Here is a 23891-nt window from a genome sequence, read left to right as displayed (position 1 = left end):
TACCCCAACTTCATGACAAAAAAGCTAAAGGCAGATCCTAGCAAACAGTGGTTTAAGTGCAATAGATTTGCGACACAAACAGTGACTGGCGAGAACACGCCAGAGTCATGCAGGGGGTGGGTCGAGACGCTCAGAGAGCGTCTGAACCGCTTTCCCCGGTGCGGATGCGGATAACCTGCTCCAGCGGAGAAACGAAAATCTTGCCATCGCCAATTTTGCCGGTGTTGGCGGTTTTGCTGATCGCTTCGATCACCTGATCGACCATGCTGTCATCGACAGCGATTTCGATCTTCACCTTGGGAAGGAAGTCCACCACATACTCGGCACCGCGATAAAGCTCTGTGTGGCCTTTCTGACGACCGAAACCCTTCACCTCGGTGACCGTTACACCCTGAATGCCGATATCCGACAAGGCTTCGCGAACATCATCAAGTTTGAACGGCTTGATTACCGCTGATACCAGTTTCATCGTTTAACTCCTCGTTAATCGTTGGGCGCACTGCTTTGCAGCAAAGTGCCCGGACTTCATCCGGTTAAGTACCGAATCTTTGAGTATACCTACAATAGCCAGATTTCGCATACGCGTCATCCGGCAGAAAACGCAAATTGAGTACGTAAAAAAGGGAGCCTCGCAGGGCTCCCTTATCAGCTCAGTTAATGAGCCTTAGTTCTTGCTGGAAGCGAACTCAGGATAAGCTTCCATACCGCATTCGGAGAGGTCGACACCTTCGTACTCTTCCTCTTCGCTGACGCGGACACCCATGATGGCTTTGATGATCAGCCATACGATCAGGCTGACAACGAAGACCCACAGGAAGATGGTCAGGGCGCCGATGATCTGGCCGGAGAAAGTGGAGCCGTCGTTGGTAACCGGTACCAGCAGCAGACCCAGCAGACCGACAACACCGTGCACGGAGATCGCACCGACAGGATCGTCGATCTTCAGCTTGTCGAGGGTGATGATGGAGAAGACAACCAGCACGCCGCCGAGAGCACCGAAGATGGTGGCCTGCAGAGCAGACGGAGTGGAAGGCTCAGCGGTGATTGCTACCAGGCCAGCCAGGGCACCGTTCAGAGCCATGGTCAGGTCGGCTTTGCCGAACAGGATGCGGGCAACGATCATCGCAGCAACCACACCACCGGCAGCGGCAGCGTTGGTGTTCATGAATACAACGGCTACAGCGTTGGAGTTTTCAACATCGGAAGTCGCCAGTACGGAACCGCCGTTGAAGCCGAACCAACCCAGCCACAGGATGAATGTACCCAGTGTCGCCATCGGCAGGTTAGCACCCGGGATAGCGTTGATTTCGCCGTTCTTGCCGTATTTGCCCTTACGAGCGCCCAGTACCAGAACACCGGCCAGGGCAGCAGAAGCACCTGCCATGTGTACGATGCCGGAACCAGCGAAGTCAGAGAAGCCCAGATCGCCCAGAGTGTACATGCCGAAGACAGCGTTGCCGCCCCAGGTCCAGGCACCTTCCATCGGGTAGATGAAGCCGGTCATGACAACAGCGAACAGCAGGAATGCCCACAGCTTCATACGCTCAGCAACAGCGCCGGAAACGATAGACATGGCGGTTGCAACGAAGACAACCTGGAAGAAGAAGTCAGCAGACGGAGCGTAGGTGGCGGGCTCTTCTGCGCCGGTGAAACCGTCACCGGTGATGCCGGAAAGGAAGTATTCGCCGCCGTACATGATGGCGTAGCCGGATACGAAATACATGATGCAGGCGATCGCAAACAGGGCGACGTTCTTGGTCAGGATTTCGGTGGTGTTCTTGGCGCGAACCAGGCCTGCTTCAAGCATGGCAAAGCCGGCGGCCATCCACATTACCAGTGCACCACATACCAGGAAGTAGAAGGTATCCAGTGCATATTTAAGCTGGGTAACGTCCCCGGCTGTTGTATTCAGAAGTTCTTCCATCTGCTTAGCCCTCCATCAGGCCTTACAACGTCTTAAACAGTTAATGGATCGATCAGAGCGCGTCGTGACCGGTTTCGCCGGTACGGATACGTACGACTTCTTCGAGCGGCATGACGAAAACCTTGCCGTCGCCGATTTTGCCGGTCTGAGCGGCTTTGCTGATCGCTTCGAGGACCTGGTCGACAATATCGTCAGCCACAGCTGCGTCGATGCGCACTTTCGGCAGGAAATCGACCACGTATTCAGCGCCCCGGTAGAGTTCGGTGTGACCCTTCTGGCGACCGAAACCTTTGACTTCAGTAACAGTGATACCCTGAACGCCGATGTCTGACAGCGCTTCACGAACATCATCCAGCTTGAACGGTTTGATGATTGCTGAAATCAGCTTCATTTCTGAATCCCCCTTGGAATAGATATAACGAAGTGTGCGCTGCTTAGGGGCGTTGCACGCCTCGGTTGTGCTTCCTTCAAGCCAGAACCGTGCCACTAGTGAAAAAGGCTTTTAAAACAGATAGATAATGGAGAGGATCAAAAAATAACCAGGCCTTCGGCGGTGCACGCTAAAAAAAGCTGAGCAAATATTGTGCACCGATAAAGTGCGTGCATTTTTATGGTGCACGGGTTTTTCCGGCTTGCACCAAGCCTGACAGGGCGGGGCCTGGCGCGGTATAGTGGTGTTCAGTCATCAACCAATTCAAGCTGGGGTTTATTCCCGATGCATCAAAAACTGATCGATAGCCTCAATGCTCAACTGGGCCAGATTTTCGAGGGCGCCCGTGAGCTGCCGGGGCAGAAAGAGCTGCAGCAGCAGGTCCGTACCGTAGTGCAGAGCACCTTTTCCCGCCTGGACCTGGTGACGCGCGATGAATTCGATGCTCAGAGCGCCGTGCTTGCCCGGACTCGGGAGCTGGTCGAGCAGCTGGAGAAGCGACTCGCTGAACTTGAGCAGGGAGCGTCCGCAGACAGCTCTGCTGCAGGCTCTTCCGAGCAGGCAGGCGGCAACGACAAACCGGCGGAGTAATCCAGCTTCGCCTCATGACCCAGGGACGGTGTCATGTCTTTATCGATTATCCACACCCGGGCTCAGCTCGGCGTTGAAGCGCCGGCCGTGTCCGTTGAGATCCATCTCTCCGGCGGTCTGCCGTCACTTTCTATCGTTGGCCTGCCGGAAACGGCGGTAAAAGAATCGCGGGAGAGGGTGCGCAGCGCCCTGATTACCGCCGGTTTCGACTTTCCCCAACGACGCATCACTATCAATCTGGCGCCGGCGGACCTGCCGAAAGAGGGCGGTCGCTATGACCTGGCTATAGCGCTGGGCATTCTTCAGGCCTCGGGACAGCTGAAAAGCGACTGGCTCGAACAGTTTGAGGTGATCGGTGAGCTGGCGCTTTCAGGTGCCGTGCGGCCCGTCACCGGTGTACTGCCGGCTGCAGTGGCCTGTGCCTCGGCCGGGCGTAAGCTGATCGTACCCGCTGCAAATTCCGAAGAGGCGTTAATGACAGGGCAGGTGGAGGTATTAGCCACCGAGCATCTGCTGGCGCTGACGCAGCTGCTCGGGAGTAAAGAATTGCCAGCTTTGCCGCACGAGGCTCAACTGCCGCCGCTATCTCCCGATGTGCCGGACCTGTCCGATGTGCGTGGTCAGCTACAGGCGCGTCGGGCGCTGGAGATAGCCGCCGCTGGCGCCCATAACCTGTTGTTCAGCGGTCCGCCGGGTAGCGGTAAAAGCATGCTCGCCTCGAGATTGCCGGGTCTGTTACCGCCGATGGAGCGTAACGAAGCGCTAAGCGTAGCCGCTATTCACTCCGTAGCAGGCCTACCGGTGGATTCTGCCTGCGCCGGCGTGCGCCCTTTTCGGGCACCGCATCATACCGCCTCCGCCGTGGCGCTGGTGGGCGGTGGCGGGCGACCGAGACCGGGGGAGATCTCTCTGGCCCACCAGGGCGTGCTGTTTCTCGATGAGTTACCGGAGTTTCCCCGTCGGGTGCTGGAGGTGATGCGCGAGCCGATGGAGAGCGGCGAGATCCTGATCTCCCGTGCTGCCCGCTCGACTCATTACCCGGCACGCTTTCAACTGGTAGCGGCGATGAATCCCTGTCCCTGTGGATACTTTGGCGATGGCACCGAGCGTTGTCACTGCAGCCCTGACCAGATCAAACGTTATCAACAGCGTATCTCCGGACCGCTGCTGGATCGTATCGACCTGCATCTGCATGTGCCGGCACTGAGTCCTGCAGAGTTGCTGCATCCGTCGGAGCCGGGCGAGGGCAGTGCCAAAGTGAGAGAACGGGTGTTAGCGGCGCGGGAGCGTCAGTTGGTGCGTCAGGGCAAGGTGAACCGCGACCTGTCGGCGCAGGAGCTGGATCAGTTCTGCGTGCTGCCGGATGATGCGCTGCGGCTGCTGGAGCAGGTGATGGTACGCCATCATGTCTCGGCGCGTGCCTGTCACCGTCTGCTACGGGTGGCGCGGACGTTGGCAGATCTGGCGGGGGATGCGGATATCGGCAGTGCTCACCTGCTGGAAGCCCTGGCTTACAGGGGTAAACTGGCGGAAGCTTAGAGGGTTGATTCTGTGGCTGTTAATTCAGCCGCTTTGCAGCTGGTTGGTACCGAGCATCTTCAGGAATACATCCAGGCTCACCGGTGGGCTGAAGAAGTAGCCCTGTACCTGGTCGCAGTCCTGTTTGATCAGGAACTCCAGCTGATTCTTGGTTTCCACGCCTTCTGCGATCACGCTCTTTTGCAGGTTGTGCGCAAGGGTGACGATGGCGCGGACAATCTCTTCATCATCGGGATTGCCGGGTACGCCGGCGATAAAGCTCTTGTCGATCTTAAGCGTGGTGATCGGCAGTTTCTGCAGCAGCGAGAATGACGAGTAGCCGGTACCGAAATCGTCCAGTGAGAAGGCGATGCCATGGGCGCTCAGGGTCTTGATGCACTCCTTGACGTGCATCTCGTCGCTGAACAGCGCAGTTTCGGTAAGTTCGAACTCCAGCATCGAGGTGTCGATATCGAACTGCTCTATCAGACGCTCGATGGTGCGTGCCAGATAGGTGTCCTGGAACTGGCGGAACGACAGGTTCACGCCGATATGGCCATGCAGCCCCGCCTCGCGGATCAGCTTCATATCGCGGCCGGCGCGCTGGATGACCCAGTAGCCGATCGGCACGATCAGGCCTGACTTTTCACAGGCGGGGATAAATGAGTCCGGCGGGATCAGACCGTGGACTGGATGCTCCCAGCGGATCAGCGCTTCGGCGCCGGTGATGCAGCCGGTGCGCAGATCGATGCGGGGCTGATAATAAAGCACGAACTCTTCGTTCTGCAGGGCGCGCCAGAGCTCGGGCTCCAGCGTGATATCTTCGTTTTCGCTACGGTCCAGACGGGTATCGTAAATAGCGTAGCTGAGTCCGCCCTTCTGTTTGGCGCGGGTTCGCGCCAGGCCGGACTGCTTGATCAGGGTGTCGAATTCGCTGCTGTGCCGGGGCGAGTAGGCAACGCCGATACTGCAGCTCAACGTCTTTTCACCGTCTCCGATGTTGTATGCCGGCATCAGCGCCGCAATCAGTTCGCCGAGGAGTCCCTTGGTGCGGTGCTCGATAACATCGGCTTCATCTACCGGCAGAATAAAGGCGAATTCGTCGCTGCCGATACGGGAGATATGCCGGGTTTCGCCGAAACTGCGCAGGCGACGGCTCAGCTCCAACACCACTTCATCGCCGGCGTCGTGGCCGAATTCATTGTTGAAGCGGCTGAAACTGTCGAAGTCGACGGTGATCAGGGCCAGCTGCTGCTTTTCCTGCAGCTCGTTAACCAGCGCCTGGTAAAAGTACTGACGGTTACCCACACCGGTGAGTGGATCGGTAATTTTAAGCTGGGCGAGGGCGTCTTGGCTGCGACGGGTGCATTGGGCGTAGCGCAGGGAGCGCAGTAGCAGGTCGCGGTCGAGCTTTTTCAGGCTGAGCTGATCGATAAGCGGCTGGCGGACCAGCAGGGAAGGATCGGCTTCAGCCAGATGGTCATTGAAGACGATGATAGGCATGCCGGGATGAGCCAGCTGTACCCGCTTGATCAGGTTCTGAAGTGCGGGTTTATCGTTGGTGTAGCAGAGCAGCAGTGCTCCGCTCGACAGCTTCTTTTCGATATCCTCCGTGCTCGCGCACGCCTGCAGACGAAAGCCGTCCGTCGGTATCAGTACCGATTGCAGCAGCGGCTCAAGCCGTGCTGTGGGATCTAGCAGCAACAGCTGTTGCTGATCGTTGTCACTGTCGTGTGTTGCCTGGTCAAATGCCAGCATCTGCCGGTCCTTCTGAAACTGCGATAGGTACGGCGCCGGAGTGCTCTGAGATTCGCCACTCTCGTGCGATAATGGCTGCCCCGGAAGGCCAGCCAGATTAACACGTACAAATCAGGCTTGAAACAACTGTTTAAATCGTTTTCTTTCAGTCTCTTAGGATTATCCGTCCCGGGTAATGCGTGGAGGCGGTTCCTGAGAACTCTGCGACTGAGCGGTGGCGGATTGTCTTAAAATACCACCGCTTTTGAACAGAATCTCTTATTAGATCGGCCGTATCGTTACAACATTTAGCTTTTATTGAGGTGTCATGAGCAAACTGAACCCCCGCCAGCAGGAGGCCGTCCACTATATCGGTGGCCCGTTACTCGTGCTCGCTGGTGCCGGATCGGGCAAAACCAGCGTAATTACGCGCAAGATTGCCTACCTGGTTCAAAGCTGTGGCATTGAGGCACGGCATATCGCAGCGGTTACCTTTACCAACAAGGCCGCGCGCGAGATGAAAGAGCGCGTCAGCAGCCTGATTCAGGGTAAGGCCAGTCGCGGCCTGACCGTCTCCACCTTTCACAACCTGGGGCTGAATATCATCCGCCGTGAGCACAAGGCGCTTGGCTTCAAACCCGGTTTCTCCATTTTCGATGATCAGGACAGCAAGGCACTGCTACGCGACCTGATGATCGATCACAATGAAGATACTGATCACGTGCAGATGGTGCAGGGCCAGATCTCCAGCTGGAAAAACGATATGGTCGAGCCGCAGCAGGCGCTGGAAATCGCCCAGGGTCCCCAGGAGATTCTCGCCGCCCGCGCCTATGAGGCTTACAACCGGCATCTGCGCGCCTACAACGCGGTGGACTTTGACGATCTGATCCTGGTGCCGGTAAGACTGTTTACGCAGCACCCGGATGTGCTCGAGCGCTGGCAGCACCGTATCCGCTACCTGCTGGTGGATGAGTACCAGGACACCAACCTGTCCCAGTATCGTCTGGTGCGTCAGTTGGTGGGCCACCGTGCCGCACTCACGGTGGTGGGGGATGATGACCAGTCGATCTACGCCTGGCGCGGCGCCCGGCCCGAGAACCTGAATCAGCTGCAGGAGGATTTCCCCAGCCTCAAGGTGGTGAAGCTGGAGCAGAACTACCGCTCCACCAGCCGTATCCTGAAGGCGGCCAACACCCTGATCGCCAACAACCCCCACGTGTTCGACAAAACCCTGTGGAGCGAGATGGGCTATGGCGATCCGCTGCGGCTTATCCACACCCGTAACGAAGATGCTGAATGCGACCGCATCGCTACCGAGATTCTCGACCGCCACCTGCGTGACCGTATTCCGTTCAAGGATTTTGCCGTGCTCTACCGTGGCAACTTCCAGTCGCGACTGCTGGAGGTAAAGCTGCAGAGCTACCAGGTGCCGTACAAGATCAACGGCGGCACCTCCTTCTTTGCCCGTGCAGAGATCAAGGACCTGATGTGCTACCTCAAGGTGCTGGTCAACCGGGAGGACGACAACGCCTTCCTGCGGGTGGTAAACCTGCCGCGCCGCGAGATCGGTCCCACCACGCTGGAGAAACTGGGCCAGTATGCCTCGGAGCGCCAGATCAGTCTGTTCGACGCCTGTGACGAGATCGGCATCGAGCAGGTGCTTTCCGCCAAGGCCGTGGACCGGCTGCGCCGTTTCTGCGACATGCTGCAGCGGATGTATGAGAACTGTAGCCGGGGCGATCCGATCGCGGCGATCCGTGATCTGATCTACGAGATCGAATATGAAGACTGGATCCGCCAGAACAGCTCCAGCGAAGGGGTGGCAGAGAAGCGGGTGCAGAACGTCTGGTTCCTGGTCGACTCCCTGCGCTCAACGCTGGAGCGTCTGCAGGAGGAGGATCCGGACGCCGGTATAGAAGAGGCGATTGCACGCCTGATCCTGCTCGATCTGATGGACCGCCAGGAAGAGGAAGACGATTCCGACAAGGTGCAGCTGCTCACGCTCCACGCCAGCAAGGGACTGGAGTTTCCCCATGTGTTTCTGATGGGGATGGAGGAGGAGCTGCTGCCGCACCGAAACAGCATCGAGATGGATACCATCGAGGAGGAGAGGCGCCTGGCCTACGTGGGTATCACTCGCGCCCAGCGCACGCTGACCATGACGCTGGCGAAAAAACGACGTCAGTTCGGTGAAGAGGTGGAGTGCGCGCCGAGCCGCTTCCTTGAGGAGCTGCCGAAGGATGACCTGGAAATAGAAGGCGCCGGTCAGGCCAGCCCGGAGCAGAACCGCAAACGCGGCAACGCCACGCTGAACAGTCTTAAGGGGATGTTCGACGATCTTTGATCGCCTTGGCGCGCTCTGACGCTTTTCTCTAAAACGAAAAAGGCCACCCGAGGGTGGCCTTTTCGCGATCGCTATCAGCTGATAAATCAGGAACCAGACAGCATGTACTCGATGGCAGTCTTGATCTCGTCGTCGGAGCAGTCTGCACAGGTGCCTTTCGGCGGCATGGCGTTGAAGCCGTTGATTGCATGGTTCATCAGAGTTTCCATGCCTTTCTCGTCCAGACGGGCCTGCATTTCGTCAGTACCGAACTTCGGAGCGCCCAGAACGCCTGTGCCGTGACATGCAGCACACTTACCGGTGTAGATGCTTTCGCCTGAGCGGGCACCACCAGCGGCGGCAACCGGCGCAGCAGCGGCACCGCCACAGCTGTCATCACCTTCGATACATACGCTACCGATCGGCTTGATGCGCTCGGCGATTGCATCGTCGGTAGCCGCCTGAACAGAGCTGGCCAGGGCAAAACCCAGACCCAGCGCGCAGAGTGCCTTAACAGCTTTTGCAGCGAATTTGTTCACAGTCACAACCTCTCATCAGGAAATGGTTTCGGCAGGCTTGTCAAAATGCTCTTCCGGCGAGGCGAACAAGGCTGCTCTAAAAATCTGGTCAGGGATTATACCGGCAAAAAAGTCCCTACGAAAAGGCGGACCTTAGTCGCCCTGATCTGGGGCAGATAATATTAGGCCGCAAGTACAATAAACTGACCGAATGCGCTTTCGCCCAAGCGGTTAAAGCTTGGTACGCGGCAACTGGTTAAACAGTTCTTTGATCCCTTCGCCCCAGGCTTTGCGCAGCGCCAGAAACCCTTCGTCTTCACTGCCAAGTTGCCGTGTACGCTCCAGGCTGAAGCTGTCCTTGTTGTAGATCAGCACGTCGAGCGGCAGATCCACCGTCAGGTTACTCTTGATGGTGGAGTCCATGGAGATCAGGCCGCAGGTCATGGCTGTTTCCAGCGGCGTGTTGAAATCGATAATGCGGTCGAGGATCGGCTTGCCGTACTTGAACTCGCCGATCTGCAGGAAGGGCGTTTCCACGCTGGCTTCAATAAAGTTGCCCTGCGGGTAGATCAGGAACAGACGTGGCTCCTCGCCGCGAATCTGGCCGCCAAGCAGCAGCGAGCAACCCAGGTCCACACCCTGGCCCTGCTGGTTGTGAGTATCGCGTTCGATAATCTCACGCATCAGCTTGCCGATATATGCCGCCTCATCGTACATGGAGGGCAGCGTCATCAGGTTTTCTTCCGCCTCATCGATACGCCGTTTCAGCAGCTCGACAATACTCTGGGTGGTCGCCAGATTACCGGCGCTAAGCAGCACCAGCGCGTGATCCTTACCGTTCCCGAACGAGAACAGCTTGCGGAAGGTCGAGATGTTATCCACGCCCGCATTGGTGCGGGAATCCGCCACGAAAACCAGCCCTTCAGCCAGTCGCATTGCCACGCAGTAGGTCATCGCTCTCAGGTACCGTTTATTGAGTTGCGGTTAGTTCAATGGGGCCTATAGTAGGGCTGTCAGACCGTGGTCGTCTACAGATCCTTAGCAGGATGTTGAAAAACTATCTGCGTTGCCGAATGCTGTGTTAAAAACAGGCTCAAAATGCTCATTTAGTTCACTAAACTCCGCTTTTTCGCCTGTTTTTGCCTTGCATCGGCTGCCTCGAAAACGTTTTTCCACACCCTGTTAGGAAGTAAATCTCGCTTGCAAAGCGCTGTCGAATCGGTAACATTGCGACCCGCAAACACTTCCTATGCGCGCCTGTAGCTCAGCTGGATAGAGTAGCAGGTTCCGATCCTGTTGGTCGGGGGTTCGAATCCCTCCAGGCGCGCCATTTTTCCGCTTTCCCTATCCTTTTGATTCCTTTCGGAAGTGCTACTCCATCCAACCGAGCTTCAGGCGCGCACGGAAACCTTTGCGGAGCGCAATGTCACCTATCCGGCACAATTTGATCACAGTGGCGGGTGACGTCACTCCGGCGGAACGCTTATGATGCGATCTCTATTCTGAACGGATTGAGAGTGGCTTCATGGAGTGGCTGTCTTCTTTATATGTACAGGGTATCGTTCTCAGCCTGTACTTTGTTCCCTTGTTCATCCTTGTTGTGATCGTTCTATGTCTGAAGCGATTCACAGGCAGGAACAGGTCGAATCCTCTTGGTGCCGATCTCTTGCGTCCTGCAGGCTACAGCCTTCAGCGGTCCATTGACGATTTGCAAACAGACCTTATGCAGTCGTTTGTGGCGCTTCCAATAATGGCGACCCTCGCACCTCTCGCTCTGTTGCTCCAGGAAAAGCTATTTCACAAGGTTGCAAATGCACAGACGTGGCTGGTCTTGATCTCAATTTCTGCAGTCGCTGTAGGCTACTACGTATATAAAGCTATTAGAGTCGCTAGGAGACTTCCTCAACTACGCCTCGGCTTGGCATGTGAAATGGCTGTAGGGCAGGAGCTTGATCAGGTCATTCGCCCGGAAACCCATCCCTATCGTGTGTTCCACGACATTCAATTTGAAGGCTTCAATGTTGATCATCTAGTAATTGGGCCTAATGGCGTCTTCGTGATTGAAACGAAAGGTCGGTCTAAGCATATGCTTGATGGTAAGAAGCAAGCGAAGGTGAGGCTAGAGGGCAATGCGCTACATTTCCCAACTCATGTTGAGACACAGCCGCTCGAACAGGTGAGGATGACTGTCAAGGCAGTACGGAAATGGTTGTTAGAATCGACTGGCTTCGAGGTGCCGGTAGCCGGCGTATTGGTGTTGCCTGGGTGGTATGTTGAACTCAAGCAGCGGGCTACTGATCCATATGTTTTGAGCGGAAAGGCTCTATCTTCCCAGTTGCCGAAATTAAAGGCTGGCTCTATGGAGTTAGGGGAAGTACAGGCTGTTGCTTACCAAGTCGCCCAACGGGTTCGGGATGTTGACCGTGAGAGAGTTGTTTAGGTGGTTATTTATTCGCCATTTGAGTGGAAAGGTCTGTTAGTCGATAGTAGAATCCTCCGTCATTTTACTTGCCCATGATTTGATCAATGGGCTATAAAAAGAGCAAATGAAAGCTTATATGTACAAAGCCTGCAGGGAACTGCGGGCTTTGTGCTATGTAGGAATGGGGCTTTTAATCAATATGTAGTAGTTATAGCCCCTTCAATCCACAACATGTGGTTATCAAGAAGGGAATTCATATGAATAAGTATGACGCACCACTACAAACTGCCGGGATTGTTCCCGAGTCAATGCTGCTCGGCTCCGAGCACCTCGAATACATAGAGCAGGCGCGTAACACACAGTCAGCATACGGCAAAGATGCTACGGTCCTCTCTTATCAGCTGGAGCAATGCCAAGCGCCAGACTCCCGCTTTGCTGGATCTTTAGATTTCTCCCCATCAGCAGTTACGCATCTCTGATACATCTGCGGTACCAGTTTTTCGGCGACGTCGGTTTACTATAAGGATATTTAAAGATGCCAAGTTGGGGAGGAACCCTTGAAGAGATTCAGCGTGAAGCCCACCGCATTCAAGCACTGAAAGAAACAGACCCGTCGAACCCTGAGGCATACAGGACCGCCCCGGATGTGGTGAGGCGGAAGTATCTAGCTGAACTAGCAAGACATACCGGCCGAAGCACTATAGTGTACGCCAGCGGCTGGCTTCAGAAGAGCAGGATTGCGTCTGAGCTACTAATGGTGCATCAGAGCGACTTGGACGGTTTTATGGAGGCGGTTAAGGCATGCAATGGGAATAGCAAAGGCCTAGATCTCATCCTACATAGTCCGGGCGGTAGTCCGGAAGCCGCGGAACAGATAGTTAATTACTTACGCCAGAAGTTTGAGAATATCCGCGTAATCGTACCCCACATGGCCATGTCGGCAGCGACAATGATGGCCTGTGCTGCAGATGAAATTGTAATGGCTCGGCATTCATCTCTTGGACCAACTGATCCTCAAATGGGGATAGTCACAAATACCGGAGATGTTCGGATGGTCGCTGCCCACGCACTAAAGGCAGACTTTTTAGCTGCAGAAGAGGCTGCAAGGAATGGGGCTTTCGCTGCCTGGGCACCGATCATGGCTCAGTATCCGCCGGGGCTTCTGGCTCAATGCAAAATGTCGTTAGATCTAACCGCTGGACTTGTTAAAGAGTGGTTGAGCTCCTACATGTTTGCGGGTGATAAGGATGCCGAAGAGAAAGCTTCCCGTATAGCGGATTACCTTGCGGATTCTTCTCACTTTACGCATGGACGTCCTCTTATGCGTGAGAAGTTAGCCACAGCAGGCTTGAAAATCAGCGATCTGGAAGAGGATCAGCGATTCCAGGAGCTTGTTATGTCTACCTACCACGCCTGCACCCATACGCTGGGCGGAACTATAGCTGTTAAGCTCATCGAGAGTCATATCGGTAGCAGTTACATGAAGGTTGTAAATCCGAAGTAGGGAAGAGCTGAACGTGAGCAACAGATCTAGACACCGTTGCTCACCCGGACACTGATCATGAAGGGGAACCAGTCACCACGCTGCTTCCCCTTTGTTTTTCTGCGCCAGCATAGCGTTGAAGACTGTGCCGGTCACAATCTGATCACACCCTCTTTAGGTTTTCAGTCCGGTCCACTCTAGGTGCGCAGCGAGTGCAGCCTTCGATGGGCGATCCGAGTGGTTTGCCGGCTCTGCGAGGGTAGCTCCTGCAATATCTGAATAGCTTTCCTGAAGTTCATCGGCAACGATCACGGTGCCAGTATCAGGATCCACAGCGATCATGCCAAGGTCCCAAAGCGTATGGATGTCAGCACGTAGTAGTAGACCGTTGGCGGTAGTGTTGCTGTCATCGCCCTTGTATGGCGTTATATGGGCCGCTTCGAGGGCTGGAGTAGCCTGGCATCCGGTAATAGAACAGCAACCTCTATAGGCTTCTATGAGCTTTGCTCGAAACTTGGATTGCCCACGGCGTTGGACGATGCTGGCAATGATTTTCTTGCGTGAGTCGCCAAAGTCTTCAGGGTCGTAGCTGCCAGTTTCTTCTTCGATCTGCTCAAGTTGCTGCGTTATCTGCTCGATCTCAGCGCTTGGGCCAGGCTTGAATCCTCGCTCAGCATCGTAGCTTTCAAGGTAGAAATAGCCTTCATCCCAGCCAGTCACATAGGCCAGCCCTATGATTCGATACTCTACACCGGGCTTTGGCTTCGTCTGGATCATCACGCCGACAGGCACTCCATCCTGCACGCATTTCATCAATGCCCGGTTGGTGTACTCAGTGTCCCGCTGCGCCGGGTCTGGATTCTCCTGAAAGTATTCGTAAAGCCAGGAGCCGTCCTCTCTGTAGACGGGCTCTTTATCCGGGTATTCCCCGGTTAGGGTCTCCTTGACGCTAAGGGCATATTCGCTATCGGCCGGCTTATAAATACCTTTGGCCTGAGAGGAGAGTCTCGGCGTGTTAGCACTGATCGCCGACCAGGGTAAAGTCATCCCTGTATGCTCTAGAAACCAGCGTTGTGCCTCGCTGAGGTCATCCTTTCTCATCTTCAACATCCTGATTATTAGCCGCTTTTTCGTGCCGAAGCCCGACAGTCATCGCCTGGCATCCTAACATCTGCACCTGTTAAGAACCCAGCAGAAGGTGGCAAGTCGATGGCGACGGTTCGGAAGTTACGGAACAAGTGGCAGGCGCAGGTTCGGATCAAAGGGCACAAGCCGCAAGCCAAGTCATTCACGCTAAAGTCAGATGCAGTGGCTTGGGCTCGACAGATCGAAACTGAGATTCAGCGCGGTGTTTTTGTTGATACTGCTGTGGCTGAGCGTATGAGCGTCAGGGAGGCGATCGAACGTTACCTGTCTGGTATCAGTGATTCGAAGAAACAGCGCATAGAGCGCTCCACAGGTCGTCCTGTGGTGGCTTCGCTGGGGCACGTCTCCCTTTTCAATCTGAGCAATCAGCATTTGGCTGACTTCCGAGATGAGCAACTCCAGCTTGTTGGTCCAACGACAGTCGTTCACCGCCTGTCACTGCTTAGCAAGGTGCTGAAGATCGCAGCTCAAGAGTGGAACGTTCCGTTCCCGAAAGGAGTTCCGTCAGTACGTAAACCTAAGCGGCCGCGTGGTCGAGATCGCCGGCTGCAAGAGGGTGAGCTGGAGAGCTTGCTGGAAGCGTTGTCCGAGACGCCGGCTGTCCAGCAGATCGTGATTCTGGCCGTTGAAACCGCCATGCGTCGTGGTGAACTGGTCAAGATTGAATGGACACATATCAATTGGACAGCCCGGACACTGCATATACCTGAAACTAAGACCGGGGTCCCGAGAGATGTGCCGTTGTCAGAGCGTGCGATAGCCCTTATGAACGAGATCAGCGCCAGCAGTACCCAGCAGGGCAGAATGTTTGCTCTGCAGCCAGATAGCGTCTCTCAGGCCTTTGAACGGGCTTGTAGGCGCGCTGGGATTGAAGGACTGCGTTTCCATGATCTACGCCACGAGGCCACCAGCCGGTTCTTCGAAATGGGCTTGAATACGATGGAGGTGGCAACGATCACCGGTCATAAGACGCTGGAAATGTTGAATCGCTACACCCACCTGCGTGCAGAGACGTTGGTGGATCGGTTGGTCTCTTGACGTAAAAAACATCCGGTCAGCGTAAATTAGTCGCAAAGTGTTGATCGATGTTGCTAAAAAACGGGTGTTTTCGCCTAGGTGATCGTCTACAGGCCTCGTGGTTACAGTATCTTATCGTGAAAGTATAAGGGTTAAAAAATTTCGGAGAGGGAGGCGGAAGCGGTAACCTGATACCTCTATAAGGGTCAGCGAGTTCACGTGATCGGGACAGGCACCTCCCGGGTCACGCTGGTTGTATCTACCTAAGACTATGACATATCCGCGCTGAGCTATCTGGGCTTTCAAGCGCTGTTTGTGGCACCCTCCAATTGAATACATAGGGAGGGTGGTATGGACTTCATCAAGACAGAGCCCGCACTGGCCAACTATTGGCGCGCGATCATACTGTTTGGGCTCAACTCCGCTTCTTATAAGTTCGCACTCGCTAAAGCGCTTATCGAGATTGGCAATCATCCGGGTAAGGACTTGATTACGCTAGATGAGCTGGCTGAGCCTTTTAGTCGACATCTTTGTGAACATCTGACTCAAGTGGATAAGCAGGGCTCTCGACCAACAGGGCGCTTTCTGGACACCTGTCGGCAATTCAATGCGGGAGACATCAGTAAAGGGCAGCTGCTAGAGGTAACTCGTAAACTGGGTTTTCAGAATGTCATCGATGCCTTTCATAACGTTAACCAGGGCGAACTTCCTAAAAGGTTCTTCATTGATGAACGGCGATCATCCGGTGGCATCAGGCTCACGGAGCAGCTGTATGAGCTGTTTTCTCAGTCCGGTACTGGTTCTTTGTTGCATGAGACAGAAGCCCGCTGGAGGCTTGTTGAGACCGCTTGGGAGCTGGGGCTATCGCGAAACCTCATTAGTGTTGAAGCCGATACTGATCAGAGTCTGTTGTTTGCCCGTGCATTTGGCCGACGTATCGACATTACCAGCAGCCGCGATGCGCTCAATGGTTACCAGAAGGGTAAATGCTTCTACTGCTTTGCAACAATCACTGTTGAACCTGGTTCCGAGAATCTAGCCGATGTTGATCACTTCCTGCCGCACGCTCTGAAATTGCATAATCAGGGCCCGAACTGGGATGGAGTTTGGAATCTAGTACTGGCGTGTTCTGGCTGTAATCGCGGCGCTGAGGGCAAATTCGCCCGAGTGCCCGCCCTTCCATTGCTACGGCGACTGCATAAGCGCAATGAATACCTCATTTCCAGTCACCACCCTCTAAGAGAGACCCTGATACGGCAAACCGGGGGTACTGCTCAGGAGCGTGGCCGGTATCTTCAGCAGCGGTATGATGAGGCTCTGAGCTATCTTGTACATACTTGGCAGCCTGCATCGTCTGGAGACCCGGCATTTTGAGTCAGAAAGACTACTACGATGAAAACGCTCAGGTGTTTTTCGACTCGACCGTGGATGTCGATATGGCTCCACTGTATCAGCGTGTGCTGCCTCTGTTGCCGACCGGAGCATCAATCCTTGATGCTGGCTGCGGATCCGGTCGTGATGCGGTCTACTTCAAACGCCATGGCTATAGCGTGACTGCCTTTGATGCGTCTGAATCGCTCTGTGTGCTCGCCTCAGCCCACTTAGGTCAGGATGTACATTGCATGCGATTTGATGAGATCGAGTGGCAGGGGGCGTTTCACGCTGTATGGGCGTGCGCCTCTCTGCTGCATGTGCCCTATGGTGAACTACCAGTCACATTTGAGCGGCTATTTGCTGCTCTGAAACCGGGCGGTGTGCTTTACTGCTCATTCAAGTACGGCTCTGGAGAACGTGAGTTCGGAGGTCGGACGTTTACTGATCTGGACGAGTCTGGTCTGGAGAGAGCCTTGAGCCTGACAGGCGTAGCCTTTGAACTTGAAACCTGGGTGACGGAAGATCAGCGCCCGGGTCGGGAAGAGAGTTGGCTGAATGCGTTGATCAGGTTGAAATAAAGCAGAAATCACATATACAAAATGCGACACTTTTCAACCATTAAATATAATGATAACTATTATCATCCGGGGTGCTTGATAGTTCCCCACACGATGCTGGTATTTGCTTTCTCTTATGCTCTGTTGCAGTCAAGTCAGAGTCATCATCCCGGCGTAGGAGCATGAAAATAGAGAAAGCGTGCAGCGGTCGCCTGTCAGGCCCGCAGGGCCTGCGGCGATAGCGAAGCGCTTTCTGGCCCGCGCGGCAGCGCAAGCGCTGCGGCAATTTTTGTCGCGGCGTCATTAAATACTAAAACATTAAGCGGGTTAGGAAGTGGTTTAAAGCCAGCAATATCAATGGGTTTTATTATATTTAGATGTCCGTGATGGTGTCCGTAAAGTAGTGCATTGACCCCGCCTAAATCGGTTTCGCAGAGCCCTATCGCAGCCGTTTCAACGTGTCTTTGAATAATAATTTTCGCCTGCGGAGCCGGCGCTGTATTGCCTCATTACTCTGTGCAATACCAACCGTATCTCCCATTGACCGGCGTAGTTGAGCAGCCAGAGAAACGTCTTGCCTAGACAGTCTCAAGGCTAATAGGTCGTTGTACATTGGCTCTTGATCGGCTTTAGATAGCTGTCGATTATTGATGCAGTAGTCTTTGATCGCCAAAAGGTCAGAGTCCCGCCTCTTGAGAATTTCATAGTGCCGATCTCTGACTTTTTTTGAGCGCAGAACACCAAGTTCAAGCTGATCTGCTTCGATTATCTGCAGCGTTTTAACCTTATGGGGAGCTCCCCACTCTTGCTGTACAAAGCGCTCAGCCGCAGCCGGATTGAATTCGCCTTCGAGCCAGATATGCTCACCATCGACCTTAGGTGACGTTGGGTTACCGCTATCGACTTCGCGGCAGTATAACCAGTGGAGGTCAATCAGTTGTCTGTCGAGAGAATAGATTATGTCAATGAGCTTGTTTGGTTGTTTCGGGCCATTCCCAGAAGGGCGGATTGAGGCGCGTAGTCGCTCACGATACACCGGTGCTAGCCCCCGGCGCTGGTTAGCAGCGAAGTTCAATGCCAAGAAGGTAATCCGGACTTGAGCATGCTCAAAGGCTGCGTGGTTATCGCAGTCCTCTACCTTAGCGTGGGCCCTGGCTTTGACTAACTGATCGTGGATCTCGTCATCTGATTTGCTGTGCAAAATGCGTTCAGCCAGCGCCAGTGCCTCTGTCACCGGCATATCGATAGGACCGTCACGCTCCAGGTCGTATGTATTGGGGTCGTCGTTTAAAGGGTCTAAGTCGCGCTTTGCGTGCATGATGTCTTCGTTGGCTGGCTGTGAATTGACAGGGTACAGTCGGTATTCTACTGATTTTTCGACAGTCGCGTTTTCGTTAGCCGATAGGTCGTGACCGGATAGCTGGCGATGGAGGGGCTCGTGGTTTAGCAGTCGAGGTCGCTAATCTGGTATAAACAGGGCCGATCTCAACGTCTTTCTAATATACGGACAGTACTCATGGCACGGAAACGCCGGACTTCACCCCTAGAAGACCTCGTCAGCATCTCGTCGAAGTTACCAATCTGGGCCAGCCTTTTGATCGCATTAGCGGCCTATCTGGTATTGCATCACTACGTGAGCCAGCCGGCCACAGTGGAGACGCAGCCGGGCTCTGCGCTGCCGACAAACATGACTGCCCTCTTACTCCATCCGTTCTTGATTGCGGGGCAGTATCTGATCCCACTAGCCTTCCTCATTGGCGCTGCCGTAAAGGCCGCTAAGGCTTTCTCTGGGCGTCGCTTACGTGAGCGGTACATAGCCGCGCCGGAAGCAGAGATACCGACTCAGAGCCCCTCTCAGAGCCGCGCTAAGCCGACCGCCGAGATGAGCTGGGGTCAGTTCGAGCTGCTGGTTGGGGAAGCCTTCCGACAGTCGGGTTACCGCGTAATCGATGGTGGGGATTACGGACCAGACGGTGGTGTCGATGTGCACCTTAGCAAGAACGGGCAGCGTTATCTGGTCCAGTGCAAGCACTGGAAGACGCAAAGGGTTGGTGTTGCGGTGATCCGAGAGCTCTTCGGGGTCATGGTCGACCAAGGAGCCAAGGGCGCCTTCATCGTCACCTCCGGCGACTTCACCGAAGAAGCGAATCAGTTTGCCAACGGTAAGCCCATTGGCCTGATCAACGGGGCCAAACTCGACAAGATGTTGCGCAAGGCCGAGCACTCAATGCCTGAAGACGCTCTCAGAGCCACGGAGAGCGCCCCTGAGACGTTTTCTTGTCCAAAATGCAGCTCGCCTATGGTTAAGCGAGTCGCGCGTAAAGGAGCGAATGTGGGCCGGGAGTTCTGGGGCTGCTCACGCTATCCAAAGTGCAGGGCTATCGTGAACGTGGGAGCACCAAAGTGAAAACGACGGTTTTTGTACTGACAAACCCTGCCTGTGATGTGAGGGACGGCCAATTTCAAATTGCAGATTACGCATACACGGTACCGTCGTTACCTGCTTACGCAATACTTCACCACGCACTCAGCTTTGACTTATCAATTCCTATCGAGACGGGTATTCAGCATCAGCCCTACACGATCGAGGGTGATAAGGTAGTGTTGTCGGGGCGTTCGATAGCAGGGCTGTCCTTGATCGACCGAGTAACACTTACCATTGGTTACTCAGGGGTTCGTGACTACGCACTATTATTTCCGCATATACAGAATGAGAAACTAAGGAGTCGACTGGGTTGGTTCGCTGAAGAGGCGGAAAGAACATTCGATGCATCGGCATGGATGTCATTCGTCCTCATGGCGGGAGCCGTCATTGAAGGGCTACTCACCGTCAGGTTTTATGGGGATAACGGGCCCAATCGTAATCGTGATGGTAAGGTCGATTTCTACCGGCTGATCAAGAGAGCAGGCGAGAGTGGCCTGTTGTCTGAAGGTGAGTGTGAAAATGTCGATAGTGTTCGTGAAGCGCGAAACACAGTTCATGCTGACCGGTACGAAAGTCCATTCGTCGATCGCAAGTTAGCGATGGATACGTACCTTGTTTACGACCGGCTACTCAAGCGGCGATGGGATCTTGATGATTAGTTTGTGATGCATATTTTAATAGTGGTTCTTGTCGTCATCTTGCTATTGGCAATAAGCCCGACCCTTCGCAAGTTAAGCTTGGGTGCAGCCGTTGTATTTGTGGTTGCGACTTTTGCGGTATTTATCATTCTGTCTGTCGATAGCTCACGTGGGTCGATACTGTGGGTACTTGGCATTTTTGGGGTGGCTGCACTAGCCATTTTAAGCTTGCTGATAGTGTGTGGAATCAACTTGCTGGGAGTTGTTTTTGGCTCAGGCGCGGAGTATGTCGATCAACGAAGCAAGGGTAAAAAGCCTGAAGAGGCTCTTCGATCGGCTGGTGGTAAAGCATTAGAATTACTTGCTGAAGATGCTATATCAGAGGACGATCGAAATCGATCATTAGAAACATCGGATGCTAGTCGGCAGAACGAGCAGGTTAAGCCACCAATTCAGCCAGAGGTGACGCATAATTTTCCTCACTCATGCTGTATTCAATGCCGGAATGAGGTGATCGTATTTGTATCGGTGACCGGCGACTTGCTCGCTCTTGATCAGCTCTCTTACCCTTGGGCAATCCACACTTGCTTTCACGATACTCACGTCCAAAAAGGTACGTTGACCGCACAGGCAGAGTCTTGGGCTCCGTTTGAGGTCCATAGTTATGGCCGTGAGATAATGCGAGGCAGAAGTGGCCGGGAAGCGTCGGTATCTATGAGGATATTGACCGCATATTATGGGCCGTGGAGCCGTTACTGGCATGGAGAGCCGGTATTTGTAGGTACGTTACCGAATGATTGCTATCGTATTGTTACCATCTGTAACCTATCAGGTGAGTTGGTGCAGCCGGATATAATTGCCCGTTATCTTCCGAGCCAAAAATGCCAATAGTAGCTTCGTCTCCACTTTCGTCACATATTGATCACAGTGCCGCTTCAAAACCCAGATTGGCCAAAATACTATCTCACTTGCTGCTTTGCCCGGGATAGCTATGTTGCTGGGTTTACCAGTAAGGTGCTAATCAGCGGCAGTTTTCGCTCGGTTTCCGATCCTGTTGGTCGGGGGTTCGAATCCCTCCAGGCGCGCCATTTTTCCTAGCTCCACCTTATCTTCCAGTCCGCACTAAAGCTCAAAAAGCATTCGTACGTCTGGAGGGTGAGAACCCCCGATGGGGTTCGAGTCGAGCGCTTGGTTCGCTCTGCCTGCACCCAGTGTTCAATGACCCCTGAAGGGCCTAGAGCGGCTTTACGATTAGGGGGATAGTTTCTGGGGATGGGCCGTCAATCCATCGCCTTCTTAACAGCCTTCTTAACCGATGGCTCTTTCTTCTCTTCGATCTTGTCCATCACCTTGCCATCCGGAAGCTTGTCCTCGACCTTGTCGGCGGCCATATCCTTGGCGGCTTCTGCCGGGGTGCAGCGATTGCCGATACCGATAGTGGATTTGGCAACGGCGCCCTTGGCGACTTTCTGGGCGTTGCAGTCAGGATCAAGCAGGTCCGCTGAAGCAGATGAAGCGGCCAGGGTCAGGGCGAAAGCCAGTGCGATCTTTTTCATGTTGTTCTCCTTAACAGCTATTGCTGAACCGCTGATCACTTCCTGATGCCGCTTTCAGCCGGTGAATAATCCGCGGGTTCATATCCTTCGGTGTGAGCATAGTCTCTTAGCGGGCAAAGTGTCGTGCCGCACAAATGTAGAATAGTCGATCAGCGTGTCCTGGCCATGACGTTGTAGATATCTCTGTGCTGACTTAGCGCATCGTTTTAGTCCCATGCTTTTCACCGGTGTGAGTCACGTCTTGGCTAGGCTGCTTCACAGCTCCTGCAGGCCTCTGGTAATCGTCTACTTCAGTATCGTCTAAACTAAAAACCTACTGGTCGACTGGGATAAACCGCCGGCCAGTAGCGGACATTCCCATTAATAAGAAAGGCGACGCAGATGAACAGGTTAACTGGCAAGTTACTGATGGTAACCGGCCTGATCCTGTCTCCGGTGTTGGCACAAGCTGAAGATAATCAGGCTTTAATCGAACGGGCGCTTTCCGCGGCGCCATCCATGGTCGTCGACGGTGCGACGGTGATGTACCGTGGCGAGGTGCTGCAAGAGGGCAGTAATGGCTGGGTCTGTATGCCGGAAACCTTTCCGGACGACGGTTCTCCTCTGTGCAATGACGCGGTCTGGATGGAGATGATGCAGGCGATGGGCGCCCAGGCACCCTATGAGGCGACACAGGTTGGCTTCTCTTACATGCTGGCAGGCGACGGCCCAGATGGCGGGGTGAGTAATTCGAACCCTTTCCATGCGGACCGCTTCCATGCGGATGACTTTATCCGGGAAGGGCCGCACCTGATGGTGATACTGCCGGCTGAGCTGCTGGAAGGTATTCCGAGCGACCCGAACGCCGGTGGCCCCTATGTGATGTGGAAAGACAGCCCCTATGCCCATGTGATGATTCCGGTCGGTGAGCGTAACTAGACCGTTTTAGCTACTCTCCGGCGAGGGGCTGAAGTTGCCCCTCTTTATCCTGTTTATCCCCGCTTTTAGCCGCTGAACGGGTGCGGAATGTGCATTATCTGCACTGTACTCTTCAGAACTTTGCGCACAGAAGGTACTATCCTCCGGCTCCTCTCGACATAAAAATGACACATACGGACACGGACTGACGACAATGAGAATTCGCTTTGCCTCGTTCAAGCTGGCGGCGGCGCTGGCCGCGCTGCTGTCGCTGGCCAGTACCTCTGTGCTGGCAGATAAGACCTACCGACTGAATCTGGCCGAAACCTGGGGGCCGAACACACCGATCCTGGGCGAGACTACCCGCCATATGGCTGCCATGGCTGAGAAAATGTCCGGCGGGCGCCTGCAGATCCGTATCGATTCGTCCAACAAACACAAGGCGCCGTTCGGCATCTTCGACATGGTCAAGGCCGGCCAGTACGACATGGGCCACACCGCGTCCTACTACTATAAGGGCAAGGTGCCCAACACCATGTACTTCACCACTGTTCCCTTCGGTATGACCGCGCCGGAACAGTACGCCTGGTTCTACTATGGCGGCGGTATGGAACTGATGGAGAAAGTTTATGCGCCGCATAACCTGCTCTCTTTCCCGGGCGGTAACACCGGCAACCAGATGGGTGGCTGGTTCCGTAAGGAGATCAACTCCATCGAAGATCTTCAGGGTCTGAAGATGCGTACTCCGGGCTTTGCCGGTGAGGTCATGGCTGAAGTCGGCGTTGCCGTAACCAACATCCCGCCGGGTGAGCTTTACACCTCGCTGGAGCGCGGCACCATCGACGCACTGGAGTGGGTTGGCCCCGCGCTGGACCTGCCGATGGGCTTCCACCGCATCGCCAACTATTACTACTCTGGCTGGCAGGAACCGGGTGCCGAGGTGCAGTTCCTGATCAACAAGCGTACCTGGGAGGGCCTGCCGGAAGATCTGCAGGAGATCCTGCGTGTGGCGATGCGTACCGCAGCCTATGATATGTACAGTCAGAGTACTCACCTGAATTCCCTCGCCTGGGAGCAGATGAAGGAAGAGTACCCGGATGTGACCCACAAGGTGTTCCCGCCGGAGGTGATGGATGCGCTGCGCGCGGCCACCAAGAAGCTGCTTAAGCAGGAAGCCGCCAAGGATCCGCTGACGGCGGAAATCGTGGAAAGCCAGGAGACCTACCTGAAGCAGGTTCGTAAGTGGACCAACATCTCCGACAAAGCTTACCTGGACAGCCAGCCGGCCTTGGATTAAGCGCATAGGAATAAAAAAACCGCCTGTTGGCGGTTTTT

23 protein-coding genes and 1 tRNA gene are annotated in these 23891 nt (G+C 54.6%); 15 read left to right on the top strand and 9 right to left on the bottom strand.

What is annotated here, in order from left to right:
* Positions 1 to 130: 130 nt before the first annotated feature.
* From glnK (CLV83_RS15285) to glnK (CLV83_RS15275), 3 genes are all read right to left on the bottom strand, one after another.
* Positions 131 to 469 (bottom strand): P-II family nitrogen regulator, encoded by a 339-nt coding sequence (glnK, locus tag CLV83_RS15285; protein ID WP_132294149.1) that lies wholly within the window; start codon positions 467 to 469, stop codon positions 131 to 133.
* A gap of 195 nt (positions 470 to 664) precedes the next feature.
* The gene (locus CLV83_RS15280; RefSeq protein WP_132294146.1) at positions 665 to 1924 is read right to left on the bottom strand and encodes an ammonium transporter; all 1260 of its coding nucleotides are present in this window, start codon (positions 1922 to 1924) and stop codon (positions 665 to 667) included.
* Positions 1925 to 1976: 52 nt separating this feature from the next.
* A complete protein-coding gene (gene glnK, locus CLV83_RS15275) occupies positions 1977 to 2315 on the bottom strand; it encodes a P-II family nitrogen regulator (protein WP_104004765.1) in 339 nt (112 codons plus the stop codon).
* 324 nt (positions 2316 to 2639) lie between these two features.
* On the opposite strand from glnK (CLV83_RS15275), the gene CLV83_RS15270 reads away from it, so the two are divergent.
* Together CLV83_RS15270 and CLV83_RS15265 are read left to right on the top strand one after the other, a co-directional pair.
* Positions 2640 to 2945, top strand: coding sequence for an accessory factor UbiK family protein (locus tag CLV83_RS15270; RefSeq protein WP_132294143.1), 306 nt, complete (start codon positions 2640 to 2642; stop codon positions 2943 to 2945).
* A 33-nt stretch (positions 2946 to 2978) separates the two neighbouring features.
* Complete coding sequence (locus CLV83_RS15265) at positions 2979 to 4484, top strand: YifB family Mg chelatase-like AAA ATPase (protein ID WP_132294140.1); 1506 nt, start codon at positions 2979 to 2981, stop codon at positions 4482 to 4484.
* 24 nt (positions 4485 to 4508) lie between these two features.
* Here the strand turns inward: CLV83_RS15265 and CLV83_RS15260 are convergent, their stop codons facing one another.
* Positions 4509 to 6221: a putative bifunctional diguanylate cyclase/phosphodiesterase gene (locus CLV83_RS15260; RefSeq protein WP_132294137.1), complete on the bottom strand. Its 1713-nt coding sequence runs from the start codon at positions 6219 to 6221 to the stop codon at positions 4509 to 4511.
* Positions 6222 to 6528: 307 nt separating this feature from the next.
* Between CLV83_RS15260 and rep the strand changes: the two genes are divergently transcribed.
* A complete protein-coding gene (gene rep, locus CLV83_RS15255; protein WP_132294134.1) occupies positions 6529 to 8544 on the top strand; it encodes a DNA helicase Rep in 2016 nt (671 codons plus the stop codon).
* Positions 8545 to 8630: 86 nt separating this feature from the next.
* Here the strand turns inward: rep and CLV83_RS15250 are convergent, their stop codons facing one another.
* Together CLV83_RS15250 and CLV83_RS15245 are read right to left on the bottom strand one after the other, a co-directional pair.
* Entirely contained in the window at positions 8631 to 9062 is a 432-nt protein-coding gene (locus CLV83_RS15250; RefSeq protein WP_132294131.1) for a c-type cytochrome, read from the bottom strand.
* Positions 9063 to 9272: 210 nt separating this feature from the next.
* Positions 9273 to 9995, bottom strand: a complete 723-nt coding sequence (locus tag CLV83_RS15245; protein WP_132294129.1) for a proteasome-type protease — start codon at positions 9993 to 9995, stop codon at positions 9273 to 9275.
* Positions 9996 to 10294: 299 nt separating this feature from the next.
* Between CLV83_RS15245 and CLV83_RS15240 the strand changes: the two genes are divergently transcribed.
* The 4 genes from CLV83_RS15240 to CLV83_RS15225 all read left to right on the top strand — a co-directional run bounded on the left by CLV83_RS15240 (position 10295) and on the right by CLV83_RS15225 (position 12967).
* Positions 10295 to 10371, top strand: a tRNA-Arg gene (locus CLV83_RS15240).
* A gap of 195 nt (positions 10372 to 10566) precedes the next feature.
* The gene (locus tag CLV83_RS15235) at positions 10567 to 11481 is read left to right on the top strand and encodes a nuclease-related domain-containing protein (protein WP_132294126.1); all 915 of its coding nucleotides are present in this window, start codon (positions 10567 to 10569) and stop codon (positions 11479 to 11481) included.
* A gap of 239 nt (positions 11482 to 11720) precedes the next feature.
* Positions 11721 to 11942, top strand: coding sequence for a hypothetical protein (locus CLV83_RS15230; protein WP_132294123.1), 222 nt, complete (start codon positions 11721 to 11723; stop codon positions 11940 to 11942).
* 56 nt (positions 11943 to 11998) lie between these two features.
* Entirely contained in the window at positions 11999 to 12967 is a 969-nt protein-coding gene (locus tag CLV83_RS15225) for an SDH family Clp fold serine proteinase (protein WP_132294120.1), read from the top strand.
* Between the two features lie 153 nt (positions 12968 to 13120).
* Here the strand turns inward: CLV83_RS15225 and CLV83_RS15220 are convergent, their stop codons facing one another.
* Positions 13121 to 14047, bottom strand: a complete 927-nt coding sequence (locus CLV83_RS15220; protein ID WP_165900322.1) for an HNH endonuclease — start codon at positions 14045 to 14047, stop codon at positions 13121 to 13123.
* A gap of 108 nt (positions 14048 to 14155) precedes the next feature.
* Here CLV83_RS15220 and CLV83_RS15215 point away from each other — a divergent pair, with 108 nt between their 5' ends.
* The 3 genes from CLV83_RS15215 to CLV83_RS15205 all read left to right on the top strand — a co-directional run bounded on the left by CLV83_RS15215 (position 14156) and on the right by CLV83_RS15205 (position 17061).
* A complete protein-coding gene (locus CLV83_RS15215) occupies positions 14156 to 15130 on the top strand; it encodes a site-specific integrase (protein WP_132294114.1) in 975 nt (324 codons plus the stop codon).
* A gap of 330 nt (positions 15131 to 15460) precedes the next feature.
* Entirely contained in the window at positions 15461 to 16483 is a 1023-nt protein-coding gene (locus CLV83_RS15210; RefSeq protein WP_132294111.1) for an HNH endonuclease family protein, read from the top strand.
* Complete coding sequence (locus tag CLV83_RS15205; RefSeq protein WP_243642398.1) at positions 16480 to 17061, top strand: class I SAM-dependent methyltransferase; 582 nt, start codon at positions 16480 to 16482, stop codon at positions 17059 to 17061. Before CLV83_RS15210 ends, CLV83_RS15205 begins: the two co-directional genes overlap by 4 nt.
* A 418-nt stretch (positions 17062 to 17479) precedes the next feature.
* Here the strand turns inward: CLV83_RS15205 and CLV83_RS15200 are convergent, their stop codons facing one another.
* On the bottom strand, positions 17480 to 18358 hold the full coding sequence (locus tag CLV83_RS15200) for a hypothetical protein (RefSeq protein ID WP_132294108.1): 879 nt from the start codon (positions 18356 to 18358) through the stop codon (positions 17480 to 17482).
* Between the two features lie 198 nt (positions 18359 to 18556).
* Between CLV83_RS15200 and CLV83_RS22925 the strand changes: the two genes are divergently transcribed.
* From CLV83_RS22925 to CLV83_RS15185, 3 genes are read left to right on the top strand one after another with little or no spacing between them, the layout of a single operon-like run.
* Entirely contained in the window at positions 18557 to 19447 is an 891-nt protein-coding gene (locus tag CLV83_RS22925; protein WP_132294105.1) for a restriction endonuclease, read from the top strand.
* On the top strand, positions 19444 to 20124 hold the full coding sequence (locus tag CLV83_RS15190; RefSeq protein ID WP_132294102.1) for a hypothetical protein: 681 nt from the start codon (positions 19444 to 19446) through the stop codon (positions 20122 to 20124). The genes CLV83_RS22925 and CLV83_RS15190 overlap by 4 nt, the downstream gene beginning before the upstream one ends.
* A gap of 3 nt (positions 20125 to 20127) precedes the next feature.
* Positions 20128 to 20994 (top strand): hypothetical protein, encoded by an 867-nt coding sequence (locus CLV83_RS15185; RefSeq protein WP_132294099.1) that lies wholly within the window; start codon positions 20128 to 20130, stop codon positions 20992 to 20994.
* 389 nt (positions 20995 to 21383) lie between these two features.
* On the opposite strand, the gene CLV83_RS15180 is transcribed toward CLV83_RS15185, so the two are convergent.
* Positions 21384 to 21659, bottom strand: coding sequence for a hypothetical protein (locus CLV83_RS15180; protein ID WP_132294096.1), 276 nt, complete (start codon positions 21657 to 21659; stop codon positions 21384 to 21386).
* Between the two features lie 381 nt (positions 21660 to 22040).
* On the opposite strand from CLV83_RS15180, the gene CLV83_RS15175 reads away from it, so the two are divergent.
* Both CLV83_RS15175 and CLV83_RS15170 read left to right on the top strand, forming a co-directional pair.
* Entirely contained in the window at positions 22041 to 22577 is a 537-nt protein-coding gene (locus CLV83_RS15175) for a hypothetical protein (RefSeq protein ID WP_132294093.1), read from the top strand.
* 193 nt (positions 22578 to 22770) lie between these two features.
* Entirely contained in the window at positions 22771 to 23853 is a 1083-nt protein-coding gene (locus CLV83_RS15170) for a TRAP transporter substrate-binding protein (RefSeq protein ID WP_132294090.1), read from the top strand.
* Positions 23854 to 23891 lie beyond the last annotated feature (38 nt).

The sequence above is a fragment of the Marinobacterium mangrovicola genome (genome assembly GCF_004339595.1).
Lineage (GTDB): Bacteria > Pseudomonadota > Gammaproteobacteria > Pseudomonadales > Balneatricaceae > Marinobacterium_D > Marinobacterium_D mangrovicola.
Note: the sequence above shows the minus strand (reverse complement) of the source record. Positions and strands in the feature narration are given on the sequence as shown.